The 17,865-nt window shown below is 28.8% G+C and carries 16 protein-coding genes, 1 other RNA gene and 1 riboswitch; of the genes, 16 read left to right on the forward strand and 1 reads right to left on the reverse strand.

Annotated features, from left to right (window positions below; genetic code table 11):
* The first annotated feature begins 197 nt into the window (after window positions 1–197).
* The 10 genes from T483_RS0125475 to T483_RS0125525 all read left to right on the forward strand — a co-directional run bounded on the left by T483_RS0125475 (window position 198) and on the right by T483_RS0125525 (window position 12,984).
* Window positions 198–1,028 (forward strand): methyl-accepting chemotaxis protein, encoded by an 831-nt coding sequence (locus T483_RS0125475; RefSeq protein WP_026889374.1) that lies wholly within the window; start codon window positions 198–200, stop codon window positions 1,026–1,028.
* 249 nt (window positions 1,029–1,277) lie between these two features.
* Entirely contained in the window at window positions 1,278–2,582 is a 1,305-nt protein-coding gene (locus T483_RS0125480) for a membrane protein (protein ID WP_026889375.1), read from the forward strand.
* 154 nt (window positions 2,583–2,736) lie between these two features.
* Window positions 2,737–3,291, forward strand: a complete 555-nt coding sequence (locus T483_RS0125485; protein ID WP_026889376.1) for a hypothetical protein — start codon at window positions 2,737–2,739, stop codon at window positions 3,289–3,291.
* Entirely contained in the window at window positions 3,266–4,924 is a 1,659-nt protein-coding gene (locus tag T483_RS0125490; RefSeq protein WP_026889377.1) for a B12-binding domain-containing radical SAM protein, read from the forward strand. The genes T483_RS0125485 and T483_RS0125490 overlap by 26 nt, the downstream gene beginning before the upstream one ends.
* A 268-nt stretch (window positions 4,925–5,192) precedes the next feature.
* Window positions 5,193–5,666 (forward strand): MarR family winged helix-turn-helix transcriptional regulator, encoded by a 474-nt coding sequence (locus T483_RS29830; protein ID WP_035790607.1) that lies wholly within the window; start codon window positions 5,193–5,195, stop codon window positions 5,664–5,666.
* Window positions 5,666–6,979 carry an acyl-CoA thioester hydrolase/BAAT C-terminal domain-containing protein gene (locus T483_RS0125500; RefSeq protein ID WP_026889378.1) on the forward strand — a complete coding sequence of 438 codons (1,314 nt, stop codon included), beginning with the start codon at window positions 5,666–5,668 and terminating at the stop codon, window positions 6,977–6,979. The genes T483_RS29830 and T483_RS0125500 overlap by 1 nt, the downstream gene beginning before the upstream one ends.
* A 494-nt stretch (window positions 6,980–7,473) precedes the next feature.
* Window positions 7,474–7,668 carry a hypothetical protein gene (locus T483_RS32320; RefSeq protein ID WP_026889379.1) on the forward strand — a complete coding sequence of 65 codons (195 nt, stop codon included), beginning with the start codon at window positions 7,474–7,476 and terminating at the stop codon, window positions 7,666–7,668.
* A 760-nt stretch (window positions 7,669–8,428) separates the two neighbouring features.
* Complete coding sequence (locus tag T483_RS0125515) at window positions 8,429–9,385, forward strand: MraY family glycosyltransferase (protein ID WP_026889381.1); 957 nt, start codon at window positions 8,429–8,431, stop codon at window positions 9,383–9,385.
* A 102-nt stretch (window positions 9,386–9,487) separates the two neighbouring features.
* Window positions 9,488–9,596, forward strand: a riboswitch (SAM riboswitch).
* A gap of 309 nt (window positions 9,597–9,905) precedes the next feature.
* The gene (locus tag T483_RS0125520) at window positions 9,906–10,589 is read left to right on the forward strand and encodes a vitamin B12 dependent-methionine synthase activation domain-containing protein (RefSeq protein ID WP_026889382.1); all 684 of its coding nucleotides are present in this window, start codon (window positions 9,906–9,908) and stop codon (window positions 10,587–10,589) included.
* Window positions 10,579–12,984, forward strand: coding sequence for a homocysteine S-methyltransferase family protein (locus tag T483_RS0125525; protein ID WP_026889383.1), 2,406 nt, complete (start codon window positions 10,579–10,581; stop codon window positions 12,982–12,984). Before T483_RS0125520 ends, T483_RS0125525 begins: the two co-directional genes overlap by 11 nt.
* A gap of 109 nt (window positions 12,985–13,093) precedes the next feature.
* Here the strand turns inward: T483_RS0125525 and T483_RS0125530 are convergent, their stop codons facing one another.
* Window positions 13,094–13,897, reverse strand: coding sequence for an MBL fold metallo-hydrolase (locus T483_RS0125530; RefSeq protein ID WP_026889384.1), 804 nt, complete (start codon window positions 13,895–13,897; stop codon window positions 13,094–13,096).
* A 248-nt stretch (window positions 13,898–14,145) separates the two neighbouring features.
* Here T483_RS0125530 and T483_RS0125535 point away from each other — a divergent pair, with 248 nt between their 5' ends.
* From T483_RS0125535 to hprK, 6 genes are all read left to right on the forward strand, one after another.
* On the forward strand, window positions 14,146–14,688 hold the full coding sequence (locus tag T483_RS0125535) for a hypothetical protein (protein ID WP_026889385.1): 543 nt from the start codon (window positions 14,146–14,148) through the stop codon (window positions 14,686–14,688).
* Window positions 14,689–15,072: 384 nt separating this feature from the next.
* Window positions 15,073–15,318, forward strand: coding sequence for a DUF1292 domain-containing protein (locus T483_RS0125540; protein ID WP_026889386.1), 246 nt, complete (start codon window positions 15,073–15,075; stop codon window positions 15,316–15,318).
* A gap of 16 nt (window positions 15,319–15,334) precedes the next feature.
* Entirely contained in the window at window positions 15,335–15,733 is a 399-nt protein-coding gene (locus tag T483_RS0125545) for a hypothetical protein (RefSeq protein ID WP_026889387.1), read from the forward strand.
* Window positions 15,734–15,789: 56 nt separating this feature from the next.
* Window positions 15,790–15,983, forward strand: a non-coding RNA gene (gene ssrS, locus T483_RS30715) — 6S RNA.
* Between the two features lie 706 nt (window positions 15,984–16,689).
* Window positions 16,690–16,887: a DUF896 domain-containing protein gene (locus tag T483_RS0125555; protein ID WP_026889388.1), complete on the forward strand. Its 198-nt coding sequence runs from the start codon at window positions 16,690–16,692 to the stop codon at window positions 16,885–16,887.
* 6 nt (window positions 16,888–16,893) lie between these two features.
* Window positions 16,894–17,802 carry an HPr(Ser) kinase/phosphatase gene (gene hprK / locus T483_RS0125560; protein ID WP_011968740.1) on the forward strand — a complete coding sequence of 303 codons (909 nt, stop codon included), beginning with the start codon at window positions 16,894–16,896 and terminating at the stop codon, window positions 17,800–17,802.
* Window positions 17,803–17,865 lie beyond the last annotated feature (63 nt).

Consider the following 17,865-nt stretch of genomic DNA (forward strand, 5'->3'; position numbering starts at 1 on the left):
AAATGTGTTTACATAGTTAAAAAGAATATAGAAATTAGTAGGAGTAATAATACATATATTTTATGTGAGTTATTGCTCCTATTTTAATATGTAAAACAAAATAAAATGAGACAAATATTTACAAGGAAATGTTAAGAAGATATAATTATCTAGACCAAATCTATAAAAAAACAATTGTATTAAATGGGGGAGACATAATGAACAAAATTTCAGATAACGATATGATAAATTTTTTCTATAATGCAGTACCATCTATAGAAAGTCTTTTTGATGAAGATATAGCTATAGTATTAACTGACACTGAGAAATATTTATATACGAAATATGGCCAAGAATTAGTGTCTAATGTAAAAGCAGGAGATCTAATACTTGATGGTGGTGCTATAGTTGAGGTAATAAGGACAGGTAGAAATATAGTTAAATTTGTTCCAAAACATGTATATGGTGTTGAGGTAAAATCATTTGCAATTCCTATAAAAGAAGAAGGTAAGGTTGTTGGAGTTTTTGTAGTTGCCAAAAGTCTATCTAAGAAAAATGCTGTTACAGATATCACGAGGAATTTAACGGAAACTCTTTCACAAATATCGATAGGCATAAACGAAGTTGCAAAAGGTGTACAAGAGTTAGCGACAATGAATGAGGACTTATTATTAGAAACTAAAGAAACCAATGAAAAAACCAAAGATACAGATAATATAGTAACTTTCATTCAAGGAATTTCATCACAGACAAATTTGTTGGGATTGAATGCTGCAATTGAAGCGGCCAGAGCTGGAGATGCAGGGAGAGGGTTTAATGTTGTTGCACAAGAAATTAGAAAACTATCTAATTCTTCAAATGAGTCAATAAAACAGATAGATTCAGTTATAAAGAATATATCAACATCAATAAATAACATAAATCATAGCTTGATTAAATCTAATGATGTTTCACAAAGTCAATCAGCTGCATTAGAGGAAATAGCAGCATCTATAGTGGAGTTAAACTCTACAGCTAAGAAATTAGGAGAATTAGCTGAAAATCTTTAGTTTAGAGAATATTAATTAACATATATAAGTATCAATACATAATAAAAAAGCATATAAAATGCAGTAGGAGTAATAATTCATATATTTTGTGTGGATCATTACTCCTATTTTAATATGTAAAATAAATAAGATTTTTAAAGAGAGGTCTTATTTTATTAAATTTACAATATAAATTTAATATAGATATTATGATTTGTACATAAGAAGTATTTTTAGAATTTAATTATAGAAGTAAAGGAGGGAAGTGTAGTGAAAAGATTTCTAAAGTTTTTGATTATATCAATTATAATAGTTGTACTAGCTTTTGCTGTATTTAAATTGTCTAATGAATATAGAATGAATACATTAAAAAATAATGTTAGCTGGAGCGTTGTTTACAAGAATTGTAAAGATTCTGTAGCTTTTGATAAAGATGAAAACCAAAATACCTATATAGCTTACAATAATTATATTAAAGTTATTAAAATAGATGGCAGGGAAGAAACTTTATTGGAAGATAAATCGTTGAAAATAGAAAATTTACTTTATTATAATAATAAATTGTATTTTATTTCTAAAACAGATTTATATGAATATGACTTAGCATCCAAAAATCTAAAATCCATTTTAGAAAACATACCTAGTGAGGGAAAATATTTAGATAGGAATTTAATTATAAAGGATTCAAAGTTACTTTTGTCTATAGGAAGCGCTACAAATTCAGGAATAGCATCTAACGATGGTGAATATCCTCAGGATAAAATACCCTATGACAAAAGTTCTATAGATATAACATTAAATGGATTCAATTATGGTGAAAAGAAAACAGGGGCTTTTATGCCATATGGAAATTCAAGTGAAGGAGGGCAAAGAATAAAAGCTCAAAACATAGCGAATTCCTGTATAATTGAAGTGAATCTAAATAACGATAAGACATCACTATATGCTTCAGGAATAAGAAATGTAAAGGGATGGGATTTAGATAGCGAAGGAAACCTAATTGGAATTGTTGGAGGAATGGAGAATTTAGGTGATAGGCCTATTAATAGAGATTTTGACTATTTGTATAAACTAGATAAAGGAAAATGGTATGGTTGGCCAGATTTTAGTGGTGGAGATCCTATAAGTTCACCAAGGTTTAAAGGAGAAAAATTAGTATCACCTCTTATTGCTAATCCGCCTAATAAAATCGTTCAAGCGCCAATATATCAATATTCAGAAGCTGGAGCTATAAGATATTTAGCCGTAGACAAAGGCGGAAAAATATTAGAAAAGAATGCAAGAGTATATTTTAATAGTAAAGAAAATCTTATAGCTGGAATAAATTCAGAAAGTGTTGTATATGACCTGCTAAAGTTAAAAGATAAGAGCAAAATACAAGGAATTAAATATTCAGATGGAGATTTATATATATTAGATAGTGGAATGGGATGTATATATAAATTACAATCTAATGATTTTGGCTTAAAATTTAATCTTCCAAAACCAATTTGGATATTCATATTTGTATTTTTGTTTATATTAACCTGCTTAATAATATTTAAATTTTATTCTAAGCATTCATATAAAAAATAATAAAAAAGAGTTTGAACTGTCTTAAGTGATATTTTATCAATTTAAGACAGTTTTATTATTTAAGTAATTCTATAAAAGAAAATAATTTATATTCAAATTTATGGAATAAATGTTAAAATGTAATAAAAGGCATAGTGATAATGGAGGAGATGTTATGGGAAAAACATTAGTAATTAATTTAGAGGATGTTATATTTCAAGGAGATATATTGGATGTAGGAGAAAAAAATCTTGGTATAATATATAATATATCAAAAGAAGCAAAGGATGAGATATCATTAGATTATGTATCTAGCGACAGCAAAGTGGAGCTGAAAGATAGAAAATATGATGCATGTACATTTTTCTTTGAGTTAAATAAAATATGGACTAGCTTGGAAAAGGAAAGATTAATACGAGAAATAAGTTCATATATAAAAGAATCTGGTGAAATATTTATATGGGATATTAATAAAGAAAGGGGGAAAATATTTAATAATAAGATAAAAGTAATATTACAAAATGAAAAGGTTAAGGAGTTTACGTTTAAGAATTTAAATGTACTTTTAAGTTCTAATATTGAAGAAATAAAAAAAATTCTTGAAAAATATTTTGAAATAGAAGAAACTAAAGCATGGGAAGATGTTTTCTTCATAAGGGGAAAGAAACTGAAGACTAAAGCTGAAGTAGAGGAGAAAATTAATTATGAAGGTATTAATTACAGCGATTGACTCTAAATTCATTCATAGTAATTTAGCAGTTAGATATTTAAAAAGTTTCACAAGAGATATTGACTATGAAGGCAAAATAAAGGAATTTACTATAAATGATAGGGAAGGGAGAATATTAGAAGAAATAATCAAAGAAAAACCAGATATCGTAGCATTTTCAACATATATTTGGAATGTTGAGCTTATCTCAAGAGTGGCTAATTTGATAAAGAGAGTAGATTCTAATATAGAAATTTTATATGGCGGACCAGAAGTTTCATTTGATTCAAGAAGTTTTTTGAAAAATAATGTAGGAGAGTATGTTATTGAAGGCGAAGGAGAAAAAACTTATAGAGATTTTATTCTATATAAATTAGGGAAAGTTAAACTGGAAGATGTCAGAGGGCTTCATTATAAAATTAATGATATAGTTTATTCCAATGAAAAACGTCCACTTATGTCTATGGATGAAATAGCTTTTCCATATGAGGAAAATGAAGATTTGACTAATAAAATTGTATATTATGAGGCTTCAAGAGGGTGCCCATTTAACTGTAAATATTGTCTTTCATCTACAAGTCATGGAGTTAGATTTTTAGATATTGATAGAGTGTTGAATGATTTAATGTATTTTATAAATAAGGAAGTTAGATTGGTTAAATTTGTTGATCGTACATTTAACTGTAATTCTAAATTTGCTATGGCAATATGGGAGTTCTTAATACAGCAAGATACGAATACTCAATTTCATTTTGAAATATCAGCAGATATATTAAAGCCACAGGAAATAGAACTTTTATCAAAGGCTCCAAAAGGAAGATTTAGATTTGAAGTTGGCGTTCAAACCACTAATGACGAAGTTCTAAGAAATATAAATAGGTTTGTTAATTTTAGTGATATAAAAGAAAAAGTCTTAGAAATTGAGGCGTTAAGAAATATAGACCAACATTTAGATCTAATAGCAGGGCTTCCAGGAGAAGATTATGAATCTTTTAAAAAGTCTTTTAATGATATGTATGAAATAAAACCAGAGGAAATACAACTTGGTTTTTTAAAGTTATTAAAGGGATCTTCTATGAGAGAAGATGCAGACAAATATGGAATGGAATACTCACCATATCCGCCATATGAGATATTAAAAACAGATAAGATTTCATATGAAGAGCTGTTAAAACTAAAAAAGGTAGAAGAGATGGTAGATAAATATTATAATTCTCAGAAGTTTAATCATATAATTAGATATTTTGAGAGAAAATTTGAGTTACCATTTGATTTTTACTATAGTCTAGGAATGTTCTTTGAAGATAAAGGTTATTTTAGCAAAAACATAGGAAATGCTGAATACTATAAAGTATTTTTAGATTATAGTGAAAGTGTATTACAAAAAAGCAATAAATATTTAAAAGAGATTATTAGATTTAATTACTTAATATTTAATAAGAAACGTGGTCTTCCAGAATTTTTGAGAAGTGACATGGAGAAAGAAGAAGAAAAGAGTATAAAAGAAAAACTTAAAGAACAATATTCATTTAAAGAATATCATTTGGAAAAGTTTAAAATTAACATAGAGAAATATATTGAAACTGGAGAAATATTAGAAGAGGATACTTATTACCTATTTAATGATAAAGCCGATTATATTAGGTGCATATAAGTAATACAAAAAATGTTTAGATTTATTTATGTAAGTTAAAAAACAGAAGAATTATTTGAATATAAGAAAGAGTAACATACATATGAATAATATGAATGTTACTCTTTTGTGTAATTATATAATAAATTTTTATAAAAAGCTTGATAATTAGTAGTATCAAGCTTTAACTTCTATATTGATCAACAAAATATATTTTCATTTTTGGAAAAAAAGAGTATGCTTAAATAGACAACATGTTAACTAAAATCATATTGAGGAGATTAAAAAAGTGAACGAATATTATATACAGCAAATTTTTTCAACAATTTTCTATTTATCAAACAAGATTCAAGTACAAGGGGATAAGATGGATGAAAGAATAACTGTACGTCAATGGATGGTGCTTTTGACAATTTCACATTTACCAGAAGACAATGCATCCTATAGCAAAATAGCAGATAAGATGGGATGTACAAAACAGAACGTAAAGCACATTGTTGATAGTTTGCTAAAAAAGAACTATGTGTTCTTAGAGAAAAACAAAAAAGATAAACGTGCTATAAATATCAAAATAACTAAAGAATGTAGAGAAATCATGGGAGAGTATTACGAAAAAGGAAATAAATTTTTAAAAGACATGTTTAATGACCTTGAGGAAAAGGAACTAGAAAATTTATGGGACTTGTTAAAGAAAATGGCAAACTATGATGGGAGCAATTGGACTGGCTATGAAGAAAGAGTTAATATATGGGGGAGAGAGTAATGGAAAGTAATTGTACAATAAGTATTATCCCAGAAGTATCAAAAGCAGATGAATCTGTAAAAATAAAAATAAGTGGTCTTTTTAAAAATGAAAGAGTAATAATTCGTGCTTTAAGCAGCGATTATTATTGCATAAATACTTCTATATTTGATGTAGGGAATAAAGCAAATTGGGAATCTTATGCAGTTTTTGTGGCAGATGAAAATGGAACTATAGATTTAGAAAATGCTAAGCCTATTGAGGGAACATATAAAGAAATAGATAAAATGGGACTTTTCTATTCCATGGGTGTAAAAGAAAACTATAAAGGAAAAATACCTACAAGATTAAGTGATATTGGAGAAAACAGAAATTATACAATTACCTTTCAGGTAGAGCGTAGTGGAAGAGTTATTTCATCAAAGGAACATAAAAGAATTTATTGTGATGAAATTATTTCAAGCGTAGATGTAGTGGAAGATAAACTTTTGGCAAGATATTTTACTTCAAAAGAAAACACACCTAAGCCAGCGATCATTGTTTTGAGTGGAAGTGACGGTAGGATTGAAAAAGCGCAGGCAATTGCTGAAATTTTTTCAATGCATGGATATTCAGCATTAGCTGTATGTTATTTTGGGCTTGAAGGAACTAATAGAAGTTTAAGCTGTGTAGAGCTTGAATGTGTTGAAAAGGCGATAGACTGGCTGAAAAAGCAACCTAGTGTGATTAAAAATAAGATTGGTATTTATGGTAGATCTAAAGGTGGAGAAATGGTTTTACTTGCTGCATCTATATTTAAAGACATAAGTTGCGTCATTGCTAATACGCCAAGCTGTTATGTTTATGAAGGCTTAAAAACTAATAAATTTACTTCTAAACATTCATCATGGATGTACAAAGGGAGAGAAATCCCCTATATAAAATTTAGTTTCTCTATTTTGATTCGGACACTTGTAAAAATGATGATAGGAAATAAGGGATCTATGGCTTGGATGTACAGGAAGCTCATTGAGGAGGGAAATGCTTATGAGGCTATGATTCCAGTAGAAAAAATAAATGGACCAATTCTTATGGCTTCATCTTTAAAAGATAAAATTTGGCCTTCTAAAACTCACTGTGAAATAATCGTGGAATTGCTTAGAAAAGCTCATTTTAAACATGAATATAAACATATCACGTACGAAAAATCTGGACATATGCTAACTGTACCGTATCAATCCATATATCCTTCAAATAAGTATCCAGAGGATATAGATGGTTTTGGAAAGGCAAATATAAATTGTTGGAATGAAACTATAAACTTTATAAACAAATGGGCAAATCAAAAGATCTAATAAGGAGAATAATTCACCCTAGAAAATGTATCCCAATTATTGAAATAGGTCCAACCCCTGATGTTTCCTATAAATATTTATATATTTTAATAGTTAAATATTAAAGTATATAAATATTTAACTATATATGTTTTAAAATATATATCTTTGATAATATTTAAATATAAACATATTTTAATATTTAAATTTAAATCTATTGTTATTTTAAGAAGATTTGATTTTGAATTAAGTGAATTGCGAGGATATAATAATATAACGATCAATCATCTTTACACTTGACTGTAATTAAAAAGTGTAAAGAGTTTTTTGTTTATATTTATAATTATTGAAGCTCTGAAAAAAACATCTTGACTTGGAGTTAACTTCAAGTGATAAGTTATATATAACAAAAAGATAGAAATGTGTTCTACAATATCTAGCTGATTAATAATAAGATAGCTTTTTATATTGCAACATCATTTGCATACCTTTTGCGTATTTTGAGTTAAGCATTTATGTCATCAATATATGGGGTAATTTTAAATAATGATTTAAACAAAGGTGTGGCTGAATCGCATGGAGAAGTCACTGTTGAAGCACTAAATAAATTAAGTCACTCCTCAAGCGCAGGAGATTTACCTAAAAATTTATTGCCACTTATGAAACAGATTATGTATAGGGGGCACACAATATCATGTGAGTTGCATTAATTTTGTTGGCTATTGCTCTAGTTTTTAATCTTGGAATACAATTAAAGATGAAAAAGAAGTAGTTACAGAAGAATAAAGAAACAATAGCTCTATTAAGGCAGCATTTAAGAGAAAGTTAAGCGGACATTATTATGTATTATAAATTGGTAGTCTGATTTTAGAGATGGTAAAGTGTATTTGGTAGAGTAAGGTGGTATATGTAGGAGTAGTTGTATTCTTTCCTCAGAATCAATGATAATTAGCATACCATCGTCATATGGTTGTGAATTTTGAACAGTGTAAGTAGCACCTTCATAGAGGTTAAGATCCTTCATTGTGTAAAAACCTTGTGAATATACTTTGGATTGAGCGGTAGCATTAATTTTATTAATATTAAATGATATAAATAAAAGAATAGAGAGTATAGAAGCAAATTTTTTCAATGTTATAAACCACCTTTCATAATGTCAACTATAATAATTTGATATATTAATTTTATTATGTGGAGGTTAAAAAAATATAATCAAAGTATAATATGGAATTTTAAGAAAAAAGAAGAGATGTGTTAAGGTTAAAGAGGGCCCATTTGAAGTGAAATGATTAACAAGGGAACCTGTATTATATTCTGACTCGTTAGCTAAATCAACAGTTTTTAATTAGACCGTAATAATTTTGTAATTGATATAAAATATCTTTAATAGTATAATCAAATAGGAAGTAAACCAAGATGGAATACTTGGATATAATTTACTACTGTAGATTTAACTAAGGAGTAGGAAAGATGGATTATGTATTAGCAATGGTAATTTCACTCATAACTACATTAATTACCATGCCATTTCTTATGAAACTAGCTAACAAATTACATTTCACGGATAAGCCCAGCAAAAGAAAACAACATAAAGTGCCAACGCCATTGTGTGGAGGTTTAGCATTGTATTTTGGTTTTTTTGTTTCGTATTTTATATTCCCAAGGGATGATATGAAGCTGCTGCAGCAAGTAACTGTTTTTGTTGCAGCAACAATGATAATAATAATTGGTTTAATAGATGACTGGTATAAGACTAAAGGAAAAGAATTTGCTATATTTCCAAGATTAGTGATTCAGCTATTATCTGCAATTTTAGTGTTTAAGGCAGGAATTTTTTTTGGTGGATTTACTAATCCTTTTACAGGTACCTATATAGAATTAAATCCGACAATTCAATTTATTCTTACGATAACATGGATATTTGGAGTTACAACTGTAATTAATTGGTCTGATGGTATGGATGGATTGGCAGGTGGGTTATCTCTTATATCTGCAATAACATTTTTCTTAGCGGCAATTATATTAGATCAAAGTGATTCCGCATTAGTATCTATAATGTTAGTTGGAACAATTTTGGGATTTCTGTATTATAATAAATTCCCAGCAAAAGTTTTTATGGGGGATTCTGGAGCTAATTTTTTAGGATTTATTTTAAGCATAACAGCATTGGAGGGTGCATTTAAACAGGCAACTATTTTAAGTCTATTTATACCAATACTTGCTTTAGCAGTACCTATATTTGATAATTTATTTGTTATTATTAAGAGATTCTTAGAAGGAAAGCCAGTGTATCAAGCAGATAGAAGCCAAATACATTTTAGATTGGAGAAAAGGGGGCTTACTACTGTACAAGTCGTAAATTACATAATGTTAATAAGTTTATCTTTTAGTGCGGTTTCTATAATATTGTTGTTGATTAAAAGATAGAGTTAGTATAGTTAGACGTTTTATATTTTAAGTGTATTATTTAAAGTTAAGAATGAAACATTTACAAACAAGATATTATAATATATAATTAGAGGATATATGAACTTATCAAGAGTGGTGGAGGGACTGGCCCGAAGAAGCCCAGCAACCGGTATATTTTAAAGATATATTTGGTGCTAAATCCTGCAGTGTAAGAGCTGGTAGATAAGGTATTGAAAGAGCATTTAAGCCTAAAGGAATACCTTTAGGCTTTTTTTGTTTTTTGGGAACTGCCCGCGAAGTCAAAGCGTTCACAAAGTATAATGAAAATAGTTTCATTTTCGTAGGAAATTATACTCAAGTCAAAGCTGTGGAGAACTTGTGAAGGTAGCAAAAATACATATCCTGAGAAGCAGATTTTGTTCTTAAAATAAATTCTACGAAAGAAAGATTATATAAATAGTTGTGAAGAGTAACAATGGATATTTATAGGACATACGGGATAATACTTAGAAATTAGCAATAAGGTGGTGAGTAATATATGGGGGATTTTAAACTGCAGATAAACAGAGATGAACTACTCAGGTATCTTGGATATAAAGGACAGGATATAGATGAAAATATTATAAATCTTATTGAGGAATGTAGAAAAGAAATCAAGAAGGTAATTAACCCAAGAGTTATATATGAATATAAGAATATAATACATCTTGATGAGGCTATAGAGGTTGTTAATACAAGACTAATTTTATATGGGAAAGATATAAAAGATCATCTTAAGGATTCAAAAGAGTGCGTATTGATGGCAGTAACTTTAGGAAATGATGTAGAAAGAAAAACGAGATTATATGAAAAAATAAATCTAACAAAGGCACTTATATTAGATGCTTGCGCTACAACGGCAGTAGAGGAAGTATGCGATTATGTAGAAAGTATTGTTAGGGAAAAAGCTATATCAAATAATATGGATATAACTTTTAGGTATAGCCCAGGTTATGGAGATTTGCCGTTGGATGTTCAAAGTAGCTTTTTAAGAGCATTAGATGCCCAGAAAAAAATTGGACTTACAGTATCAGAAAATAATTTATTATTTCCTAGGAAATCTGTTACAGCAATAATAGGTATAATAAGTAGTGGAAGTAAAAAGAAAAAAAGGAGCTGCAAAAAATGTACTAGCTACGAAAATTGCAGTTTTAGAAGAGAGGGAGAAATTTGTGGGGATTAAGGAATATATAAAAGATAACATATTAATATTTGATGGAGCAATGGGAACTATGCTTCAAAAGAAAGGATTGAAATTAGGCGAAAATCCTGAAATTTTGAATCTAAAAGAACCATCCATAATAGAAGAAATTCATAAAGAATATATATCTAGTGGTGCTAATGTAATAACTACTAATACTTTTGGTGCTAATGAACTTAAACTAAAACTTTGTGATTTAATGGTTGAAGAAGCAATCGATTCAGCGGTCAATATTGCCAAAAGAGCTAAAGGAAATAGTGAAACATATATAGCTTTGGATGTAGGTCCTATAGGAGAACTTTTAGAACCTATGGGCACTCTAAGTTTTGACAGAGCATATGAAATTTTTAGACGACAAATAATTCAAGGAGTTAAATCTGGTGCTGATATAATTTTAATTGAAACTATGACAGATTTATATGAACTTAAGGCAGCAGTTCTTGCAGCAAAGGAAAATTCGAATTTACCAATATTTTGCACAATGACCTTTGAAGAAAATTTGAGAACATTTACTGGATGCACTCCAGAAGCTATGGTACTTGTATTGGAAGGATTGGGTGTAGATGCACTTGGAGTTAATTGCTCTTTGGGACCAAAGCAGCTAAAACCTATTGTTGAGGAAATATGCAGTTTAGCACATATTCCAGTAATGGTTCAACCCAATGCGGGTCTTCCAACACTATCGATAGGCGATGAAACAAAATATGATGTAACTAAAGAAGAATTTTCAGATACTTTATGCGGATTCATTGATCTAGGAGTAAGGGTAATAGGTGGGTGTTGTGGAACAACCCCAGAATATATTAAGGAACTGAGTACAATAGTAAAAAATAAGAAACTTGTATCTAGTGAAAAAGAATATTATTCTGCAATTTGTACGCCATCAAAAGTAGTGAGAATAGATGGTGTTAGAATTATAGGTGAGCGAATTAATCCAACAGGTAAAAAGCTATTTAAAGAGGCATTGAAAAATGGAGATTTGGATTATATACTAAATCAAGCAGTTTACCAAATAGAAGCTGGAGCTCATATTCTAGATGTTAATGTTGGATTACCTGAAATTGACGAAGCAGATATGATGAGTAAAGTAATAAAAGAGATTCAAGGGATAATTGACACACCACTTCAAATAGATTCGTCTGATCATAGAGCAATAGAGACTGGGCTTAGATATTACAATGGAAAGCCTATTTTGAATTCTGTGAATGGAGAAGATGAAGTTTTAGATAGAATACTTCCTTTAGTAAAAAAATATGGAGCAAGTGTAGTAGGTCTGACTTTAGATGAAAGAGGTATTCCAGCAAAAGCAGAAGAAAGATTTGAAATTGCAGGAAAAATAATAAGTAAAGCAGCAGAATACGGAATAAGAAAAGAAGATGTATTTATAGACTGTTTAGTTTTAACTGTTTCAGCTCAGCAGAAAGAAGTTCAAGAAACTTTAAAAGCTGTAAGAATGGTTAAAGAAAAATTAGGAGTTAAAACGGTACTTGGAGTTTCAAATATATCATTTGGTCTTCCTAATAGGGAATTAATTAATGAAACTTTCTTGGCGCTGGCTCTTGCTAATGGTTTGGATTTACCAATAATTAACCCTAATGTAAGCGGAATGACTAGAGTTATTGATTCATATAATGTTTTATATAATTATGATAAAGGTGCTGAAAGTTATATTGATAATTATGCCAATGTAGAATTATCGACAGAAGTTACTATTAAAGGTAATGAACTAGCAAAGAATAATTCAGGTACAAATATAGTTCATGATTTAAAATATATTGTTGTTAAAGGCCTAAAAGAAGAGGCAAAACAAGCTACAGTAGAATTATTAAAAGAAAAAAAGGAGCTTGAAATAGTTAATGATTATTTAATTCCAGCATTAGATATGGTTGGAGAAAGATATGAAAAAGGAGAACTTTTTTTACCACAGCTAATTCAAGCTGCTGAAACAGTAAAAAATTCATTTAGCATTTTGAAGGAAGAAATAGCTAGAACTAATTCCAAAACTATATCAAAAGGTAAGATAATTGTAGCTACAGTAAAAGGAGATATTCATGACATAGGTAAAAACATAGTAAAAGTTATCTTGGAGAACTATGGCTATGAAATGATAGATCTAGGGAAAGATGTACCTATAAAGACTGTTGTGGAGGAAGCAAAAAAACATAATGTATCTCTAATTGGATTAAGTGCACTTATGACAACAACACTTAAAAGTATGGAAGAAACAATAAAGGCACTAAGAGAAGATGGATACAATGGAAAAATATTTGTTGGTGGAGCAGTGGTTACAAAAGATACAGCTGAAAGAATAGGTGCCGACTTCTATGCCAAAGATGCAAAGGAATCAGTAGAAATTGCAAGAAGAGTACTTTCATAGTAAATAATAAATTGAGAAACTAATATTTAAAAGGTTGTCCTATGCATTAAAAATGCATAGGACAACCTTTTTTTACGAGAAATTTATACTAAAGCTAAATTATAAAATATTATAATTCTATTATATCTAAATCATCAGGCATGTATATCTTTCCGCTGAATTCCTCTTTACCTTCATTTATGTACAATTCTTTTCTAATCTTTAGATTTTTATCTTCTGTATGATATAAAATAACATTTTTAACATTTAGATCTTGTGCATTTTTACAAGCATCTTTTACAGTAGCATGATGCTTTTCATATGGTTTAAATATTTCTTTTTGAGAATAAAGGCAAAATGCTTCGTGGAATAAATAATCTACATTGTTACAATGCTTCTTTACAGCTTCTCTATAAGGCTCGTCACCTAAAAATGTTAAAGATTTACCGTTTTCCAATGTTGTTGTAAATCCATGTTGAAGATCTTTCGTGCTTTTTATATCAAAGAAAGTGGTTTGTCTATTTAATATAGTTGTTGTATAGTTATCTTCAATTTCATTAAATAATATTCTAGTATCAAATAATTTTAAAAATTTATTTTGAAGTACAAATGAAGAAATTGATTTTATAGCATCTATTGAAGTTTTGTGACAATAGATGTTGAAGTTTTCGGAGTATTTATCATTTAGTATACTTTGTGCTACAGCACGAATAACCCAAATGCTTCCTAGTATATGATCATTATGATTATGAGATATAAACATGTTATGTATTTTATTAATTGGTATATTTAACTTTTCAAGATTTGATAGTATTGTATTACCACCACCTGCATCTATAAGAAAGTGTTCTTCTTCGTTAGAGAAAGTAAAACATGTGTTATAGCATTTGGTGACCATTGCTGAACCAGTACCGAGAACATATATTTTTTCCATTTTAAATCTCCTTGTATAAATATAAAAATTTTAAAGATAATATGAGTAAAGATTACTAAATATTAAACTTAACATAGTTACAATTATAAAAGTTAAATGAAATAAATTCAATATCATCATAGCATTACATGAATTAGCTTAAGTTTCATATGGAAATAGAAATATATTTTGTCAAATGCATTTACTTATAATTAGACATGCTATATACTAGTGTATATACATATGACGCAAGAGGAGGAGAAAATATAATGAATAATAAAATTAAACAAATGGTATATGCTGGCTTACTTACAGCATTAGCAATAATAATTCCTATTCAGTTTGGATTTTTAAGAATAGTTATTCCACCATACTTTACAGCGACATTAGCGGCTCATGTACCGATGATGTTATCAATGTTAATATCACCGTTTGTGGCAGCTGTAGTTGGTATAGGCTCTACAATTGGTTTCTTAATAGCAGGAACACCAGCGCCAGTAGTAGCAAGAGCAGCAACACATATAGTTGTAGGATATGTTGGTGCAATGATAATTATGAAAAATAAAAGCTATGTTAAGGCCATAGTAATAACAGCTCCAATTCATGGAATATTAGAGGCTTTAGTTACAATACCTTTTATAGGGTTTTCAGCTGCAGTTTATCCTGCATTAATAATTACTGTTGTCGGAGCGATACTACATCATTCAGCAGACAGTATAATAGCATATGCAATAGTTAAGGCAATGGCAAAGGCAAGAAAGAAAAATATTTATAATGTCTTTGGGGAATTCAGGACTCAAAGAGCTTTATAAGTATAATTAGTGCTCATAATTTATACAATATAATAGAATTGTCATATTGAAAGCTGAATGCAATATATTTAGATGCATTTAGCTTTTTTATTATCTAGGAATGTATATTGAAGCCAAATCAGTGGGCAAATTATTAAAAGGCTGATTAAGAAGGTTATGTTTTATAAAGAAAATAAAAAATCAAGCATATTTGTCTGAAATTTTGTTTTTAAAATACATGGAAGGTTATAGAAAATAATAAAAAAAATATAGACAAAAATACTAAATATCATATAATAAGGATAGAATAAATTTAAAATTGTAAAATTGAGAACTATGTTAAATGTTATTTGGCTAAAAATCTTAAAAAACAATTTCAAATTAGAATAAGATGAGGTGAACATTTTGGAAGAAAAAGAAATAATGTCGTTTAGAGATGAAGATGGAAATAAAGTTGATTTTGAAGCTATTGCAAAGATATATTTAGAGGAACAAGGATATTTATTACTATCACCAGTAGATGAAAAGTGTGATGATATGTTTGCATTTAGAATAGATATTAATGAGGAAGGTAATGAAGAATTAAATCTTGTGGAAGACGATAAGGAATTTGAAGAAATAAAGAAAGAGTATAAGAAATTATTGTATTAAATAGGAGTGAAATTGAATGAAGAGTTCAGAAATAATTGATTTTTTGGAAGATAATGACTTAGCAGAGGTTGAGGAGATAAAACACAAAAGCAATTATGTGATAATAAAGTTTTATTATGATTTTGATATGGAAGAAATAAGTGCTGCAAAAGCATACTCAACTGAAGAAAGTGATTTTGAGCCAGAAAGTGATGAGTGGTATAATGAATATTACATTCCTTACCTAAAAGATATTGCCGTAGATAATGTAGAGTCAATAATGGAAGAGATAACGGATGAGTTTGAACTAGAATCTAAATATAAAGAGTTCGGAATGGAAAATGGGAATAGTGGATATTTCAAGTTTATAGCAGCATTTTCTGAAGAATTAACAGATATAGAAATGGAAGATATTTTAAACGATTACTATGAGTAAAACTGGTATTAAAATACTATTGAAAATATATTTGCTTATGATATAATTAAATCATAGATTTCCTGAGATGTGCGTAAAGCTTATGATATTCAACCTACATTACATTATCGGGATTTACAATATATTCATAAATGTCAGGCTTCATTAAAAGCACAGAATTGTGTCAGTAGAAGACAGAAGTGAATTGAGTTTAACCCACCTGCGAGGCGCAGGACTTGAATATATAGGTGAACGGCATGTTGGGAGCTATGATTGAATTCAACACCTCTATTAGAGGTGTTTTTTTATGTATAATAAAATATAAATAAAAAAGGGAATACCAAACTAATGTTTAGCTTGGTATTCAGTTATATTAATATAAAACTAAAGTTCTAATTAAATATTTTAGTTCTTATAAAGTAGTTATTTTTATATTTTATTTATTAAGTGTTATATTCTAAGCAGCTATGTTTTTTACAGATTTAGAGTTATGTTGCTTATAATATATTGAGATCAACTCTTTTTGATATAAGACAATGTACTTGTCCAAATTTTGAGATAAATCAACTATAAATGTTTTACTTGGTGAAAAAAACAATAATAATAAGTTAAGTAGGTTTTTCCTAAGTACAATATTACATTTTAGTTTAAAAATTACCCAAGTTTTCATACTAACACCTCTTTTTATCAGACTTGGTTCTTGCTATATGATTATTATAAACAAGAAAAGAAAATTTGTAAAAATATTTCATAATACAATTAATGACAATAACTTGCAGAAATATTGAATAAAACGGTTAATAATTTATTTTTCTAGTAGATTCATGCCTACATAGAACAAAATTGTATATATTTTACAGGTGAAGTGTTCGACAAACGATTACGAAGAACAATAAATAGTGTCGAAAAAATTCGGGTTGATTATATTATTTTAAATGGTAAAATTATTGATATACGGATAGAAAGGATGAAACATGATGGATATTGAAAATTCTAAAATAGAAGAAGTTGTAGAGAAAATCAATTCATTATATAAAACTAGTCAAGAGAGAGAATTGAATGATGAAGAGAAAGAATTACAAAGTAGGTTAAGAAAAAGATATATAGATAATGTTAAGAAAAATTTTAGAGCGCAATTAGAAGGTATAGAACTTAACAATAAGAAAAAGGGATGATGAGAATTGGGAGTTTTAGTTAAAAAGTTAATTGATGATTTAAACTTAGAAGTGCTGGTAGAGGGAAAAGAAGATGTAGAAATTTCAGTAAATGATATAAATAGACCTGGGTTGCAGCTTGCAGGCTTTTATAATTATTTCGCACCAGAGAGAATTCAGGTTATAGGTAAAGCAGAATGGAGTTTCTTAGATTATATGCAAATTGAGCTAAGGAAAAAAAGAGTTAAAAAATATTTTAGCTTTGATATAAATTGCTTAATCATAACTAGAGGATTGGAGCCACATCCAGAGTTTATAAAGGAAGCGAAAAAGCATAATATATGGTTTGTTAGAAGTAATTTGGTTACTACACAGTTTATAAGCAAAACAACAATATATCTAGCAGATAAACTTGCACCAGAGACAAGATTGCATGGAGTTTTAGTAGATGTATCTGGTATAGGAATATTGATTACTGGAGAAAGTGGAATAGGAAAGAGTGAAACTGCATTAGAGTTGATAAAAAGAGGACATAGACTTGTCACAGATGATGCAGTTGATATAAAAGATATAGATGGTCAATTAATAGGAAGATCACCTAAAATAACTGTTGGAATGCTGGAAGTTAGAGGTCTTGGCATAATTGATGTCACAACATTGTATGGATTAAGTTCAGTAGTTCAAGAAAAAGAAATAAGGCTGGTTATGCATTTTGAACATTGGAAAGATGATAATGATTATGATAGGCTAGGAATAGATAATGAATATATGAATATACTAGGAATTAACGTGAAGAAATTAACTGTTCCTATTAGACCAGGTAGAAATATCGCAGTTATTATAGAAGCCGCAGCAGTAAATTATAGACACGCATTAATGTCTAAAATTACACCGGTTGATGTAATAGAAAATAGAATGAATGAGCTTAATGATTAGCAGAGCATATAACTATTTTTACATAACTCAGTCCTAAGTAAATGATTTGAAATGCCTAGGACG

The organism is Clostridium beijerinckii HUN142 (assembly GCF_000621745.1).
Lineage (GTDB): Bacteria > Bacillota > Clostridia > Clostridiales > Clostridiaceae > Clostridium > Clostridium beijerinckii_A.

Bases quoted from the DNA above. Each gene is read 5' to 3' on its own strand.
- T483_RS0125475 (WP_026889374.1), top strand. From the start codon at position 198: ATGAACAAAATTTCAGATAACGATATGATAAATTTTTTCTATAATGCA.
- T483_RS0125485 (WP_026889376.1), top strand. From the start codon at position 2,737: ATGGGAAAAACATTAGTAATTAATTTAGAGGATGTTATATTTCAAGGA.
- T483_RS0125490 (WP_026889377.1), top strand. From the start codon at position 3,266: ATGAAGGTATTAATTACAGCGATTGACTCTAAATTCATTCATAGTAAT.
- T483_RS0125500 (WP_026889378.1), top strand. From the start codon at position 5,666: ATGGAAAGTAATTGTACAATAAGTATTATCCCAGAAGTATCAAAAGCA.
- T483_RS32320 (WP_026889379.1), top strand. From the start codon at position 7,474: ATGTCATCAATATATGGGGTAATTTTAAATAATGATTTAAACAAAGGT.
- T483_RS0125515 (WP_026889381.1), top strand. From the start codon at position 8,429: ATGGATTATGTATTAGCAATGGTAATTTCACTCATAACTACATTAATT.
- T483_RS0125520 (WP_026889382.1), top strand. From the start codon at position 9,906: ATGGGGGATTTTAAACTGCAGATAAACAGAGATGAACTACTCAGGTAT.
- T483_RS0125530 (WP_026889384.1), bottom strand. From the start codon at position 13,897: ATGGAAAAAATATATGTTCTCGGTACTGGTTCAGCAATGGTCACCAAA.
- T483_RS0125535 (WP_026889385.1), top strand. From the start codon at position 14,146: ATGAATAATAAAATTAAACAAATGGTATATGCTGGCTTACTTACAGCA.
- T483_RS0125545 (WP_026889387.1), top strand. From the start codon at position 15,335: ATGAAGAGTTCAGAAATAATTGATTTTTTGGAAGATAATGACTTAGCA.
- T483_RS0125555 (WP_026889388.1), top strand. From the start codon at position 16,690: ATGGATATTGAAAATTCTAAAATAGAAGAAGTTGTAGAGAAAATCAAT.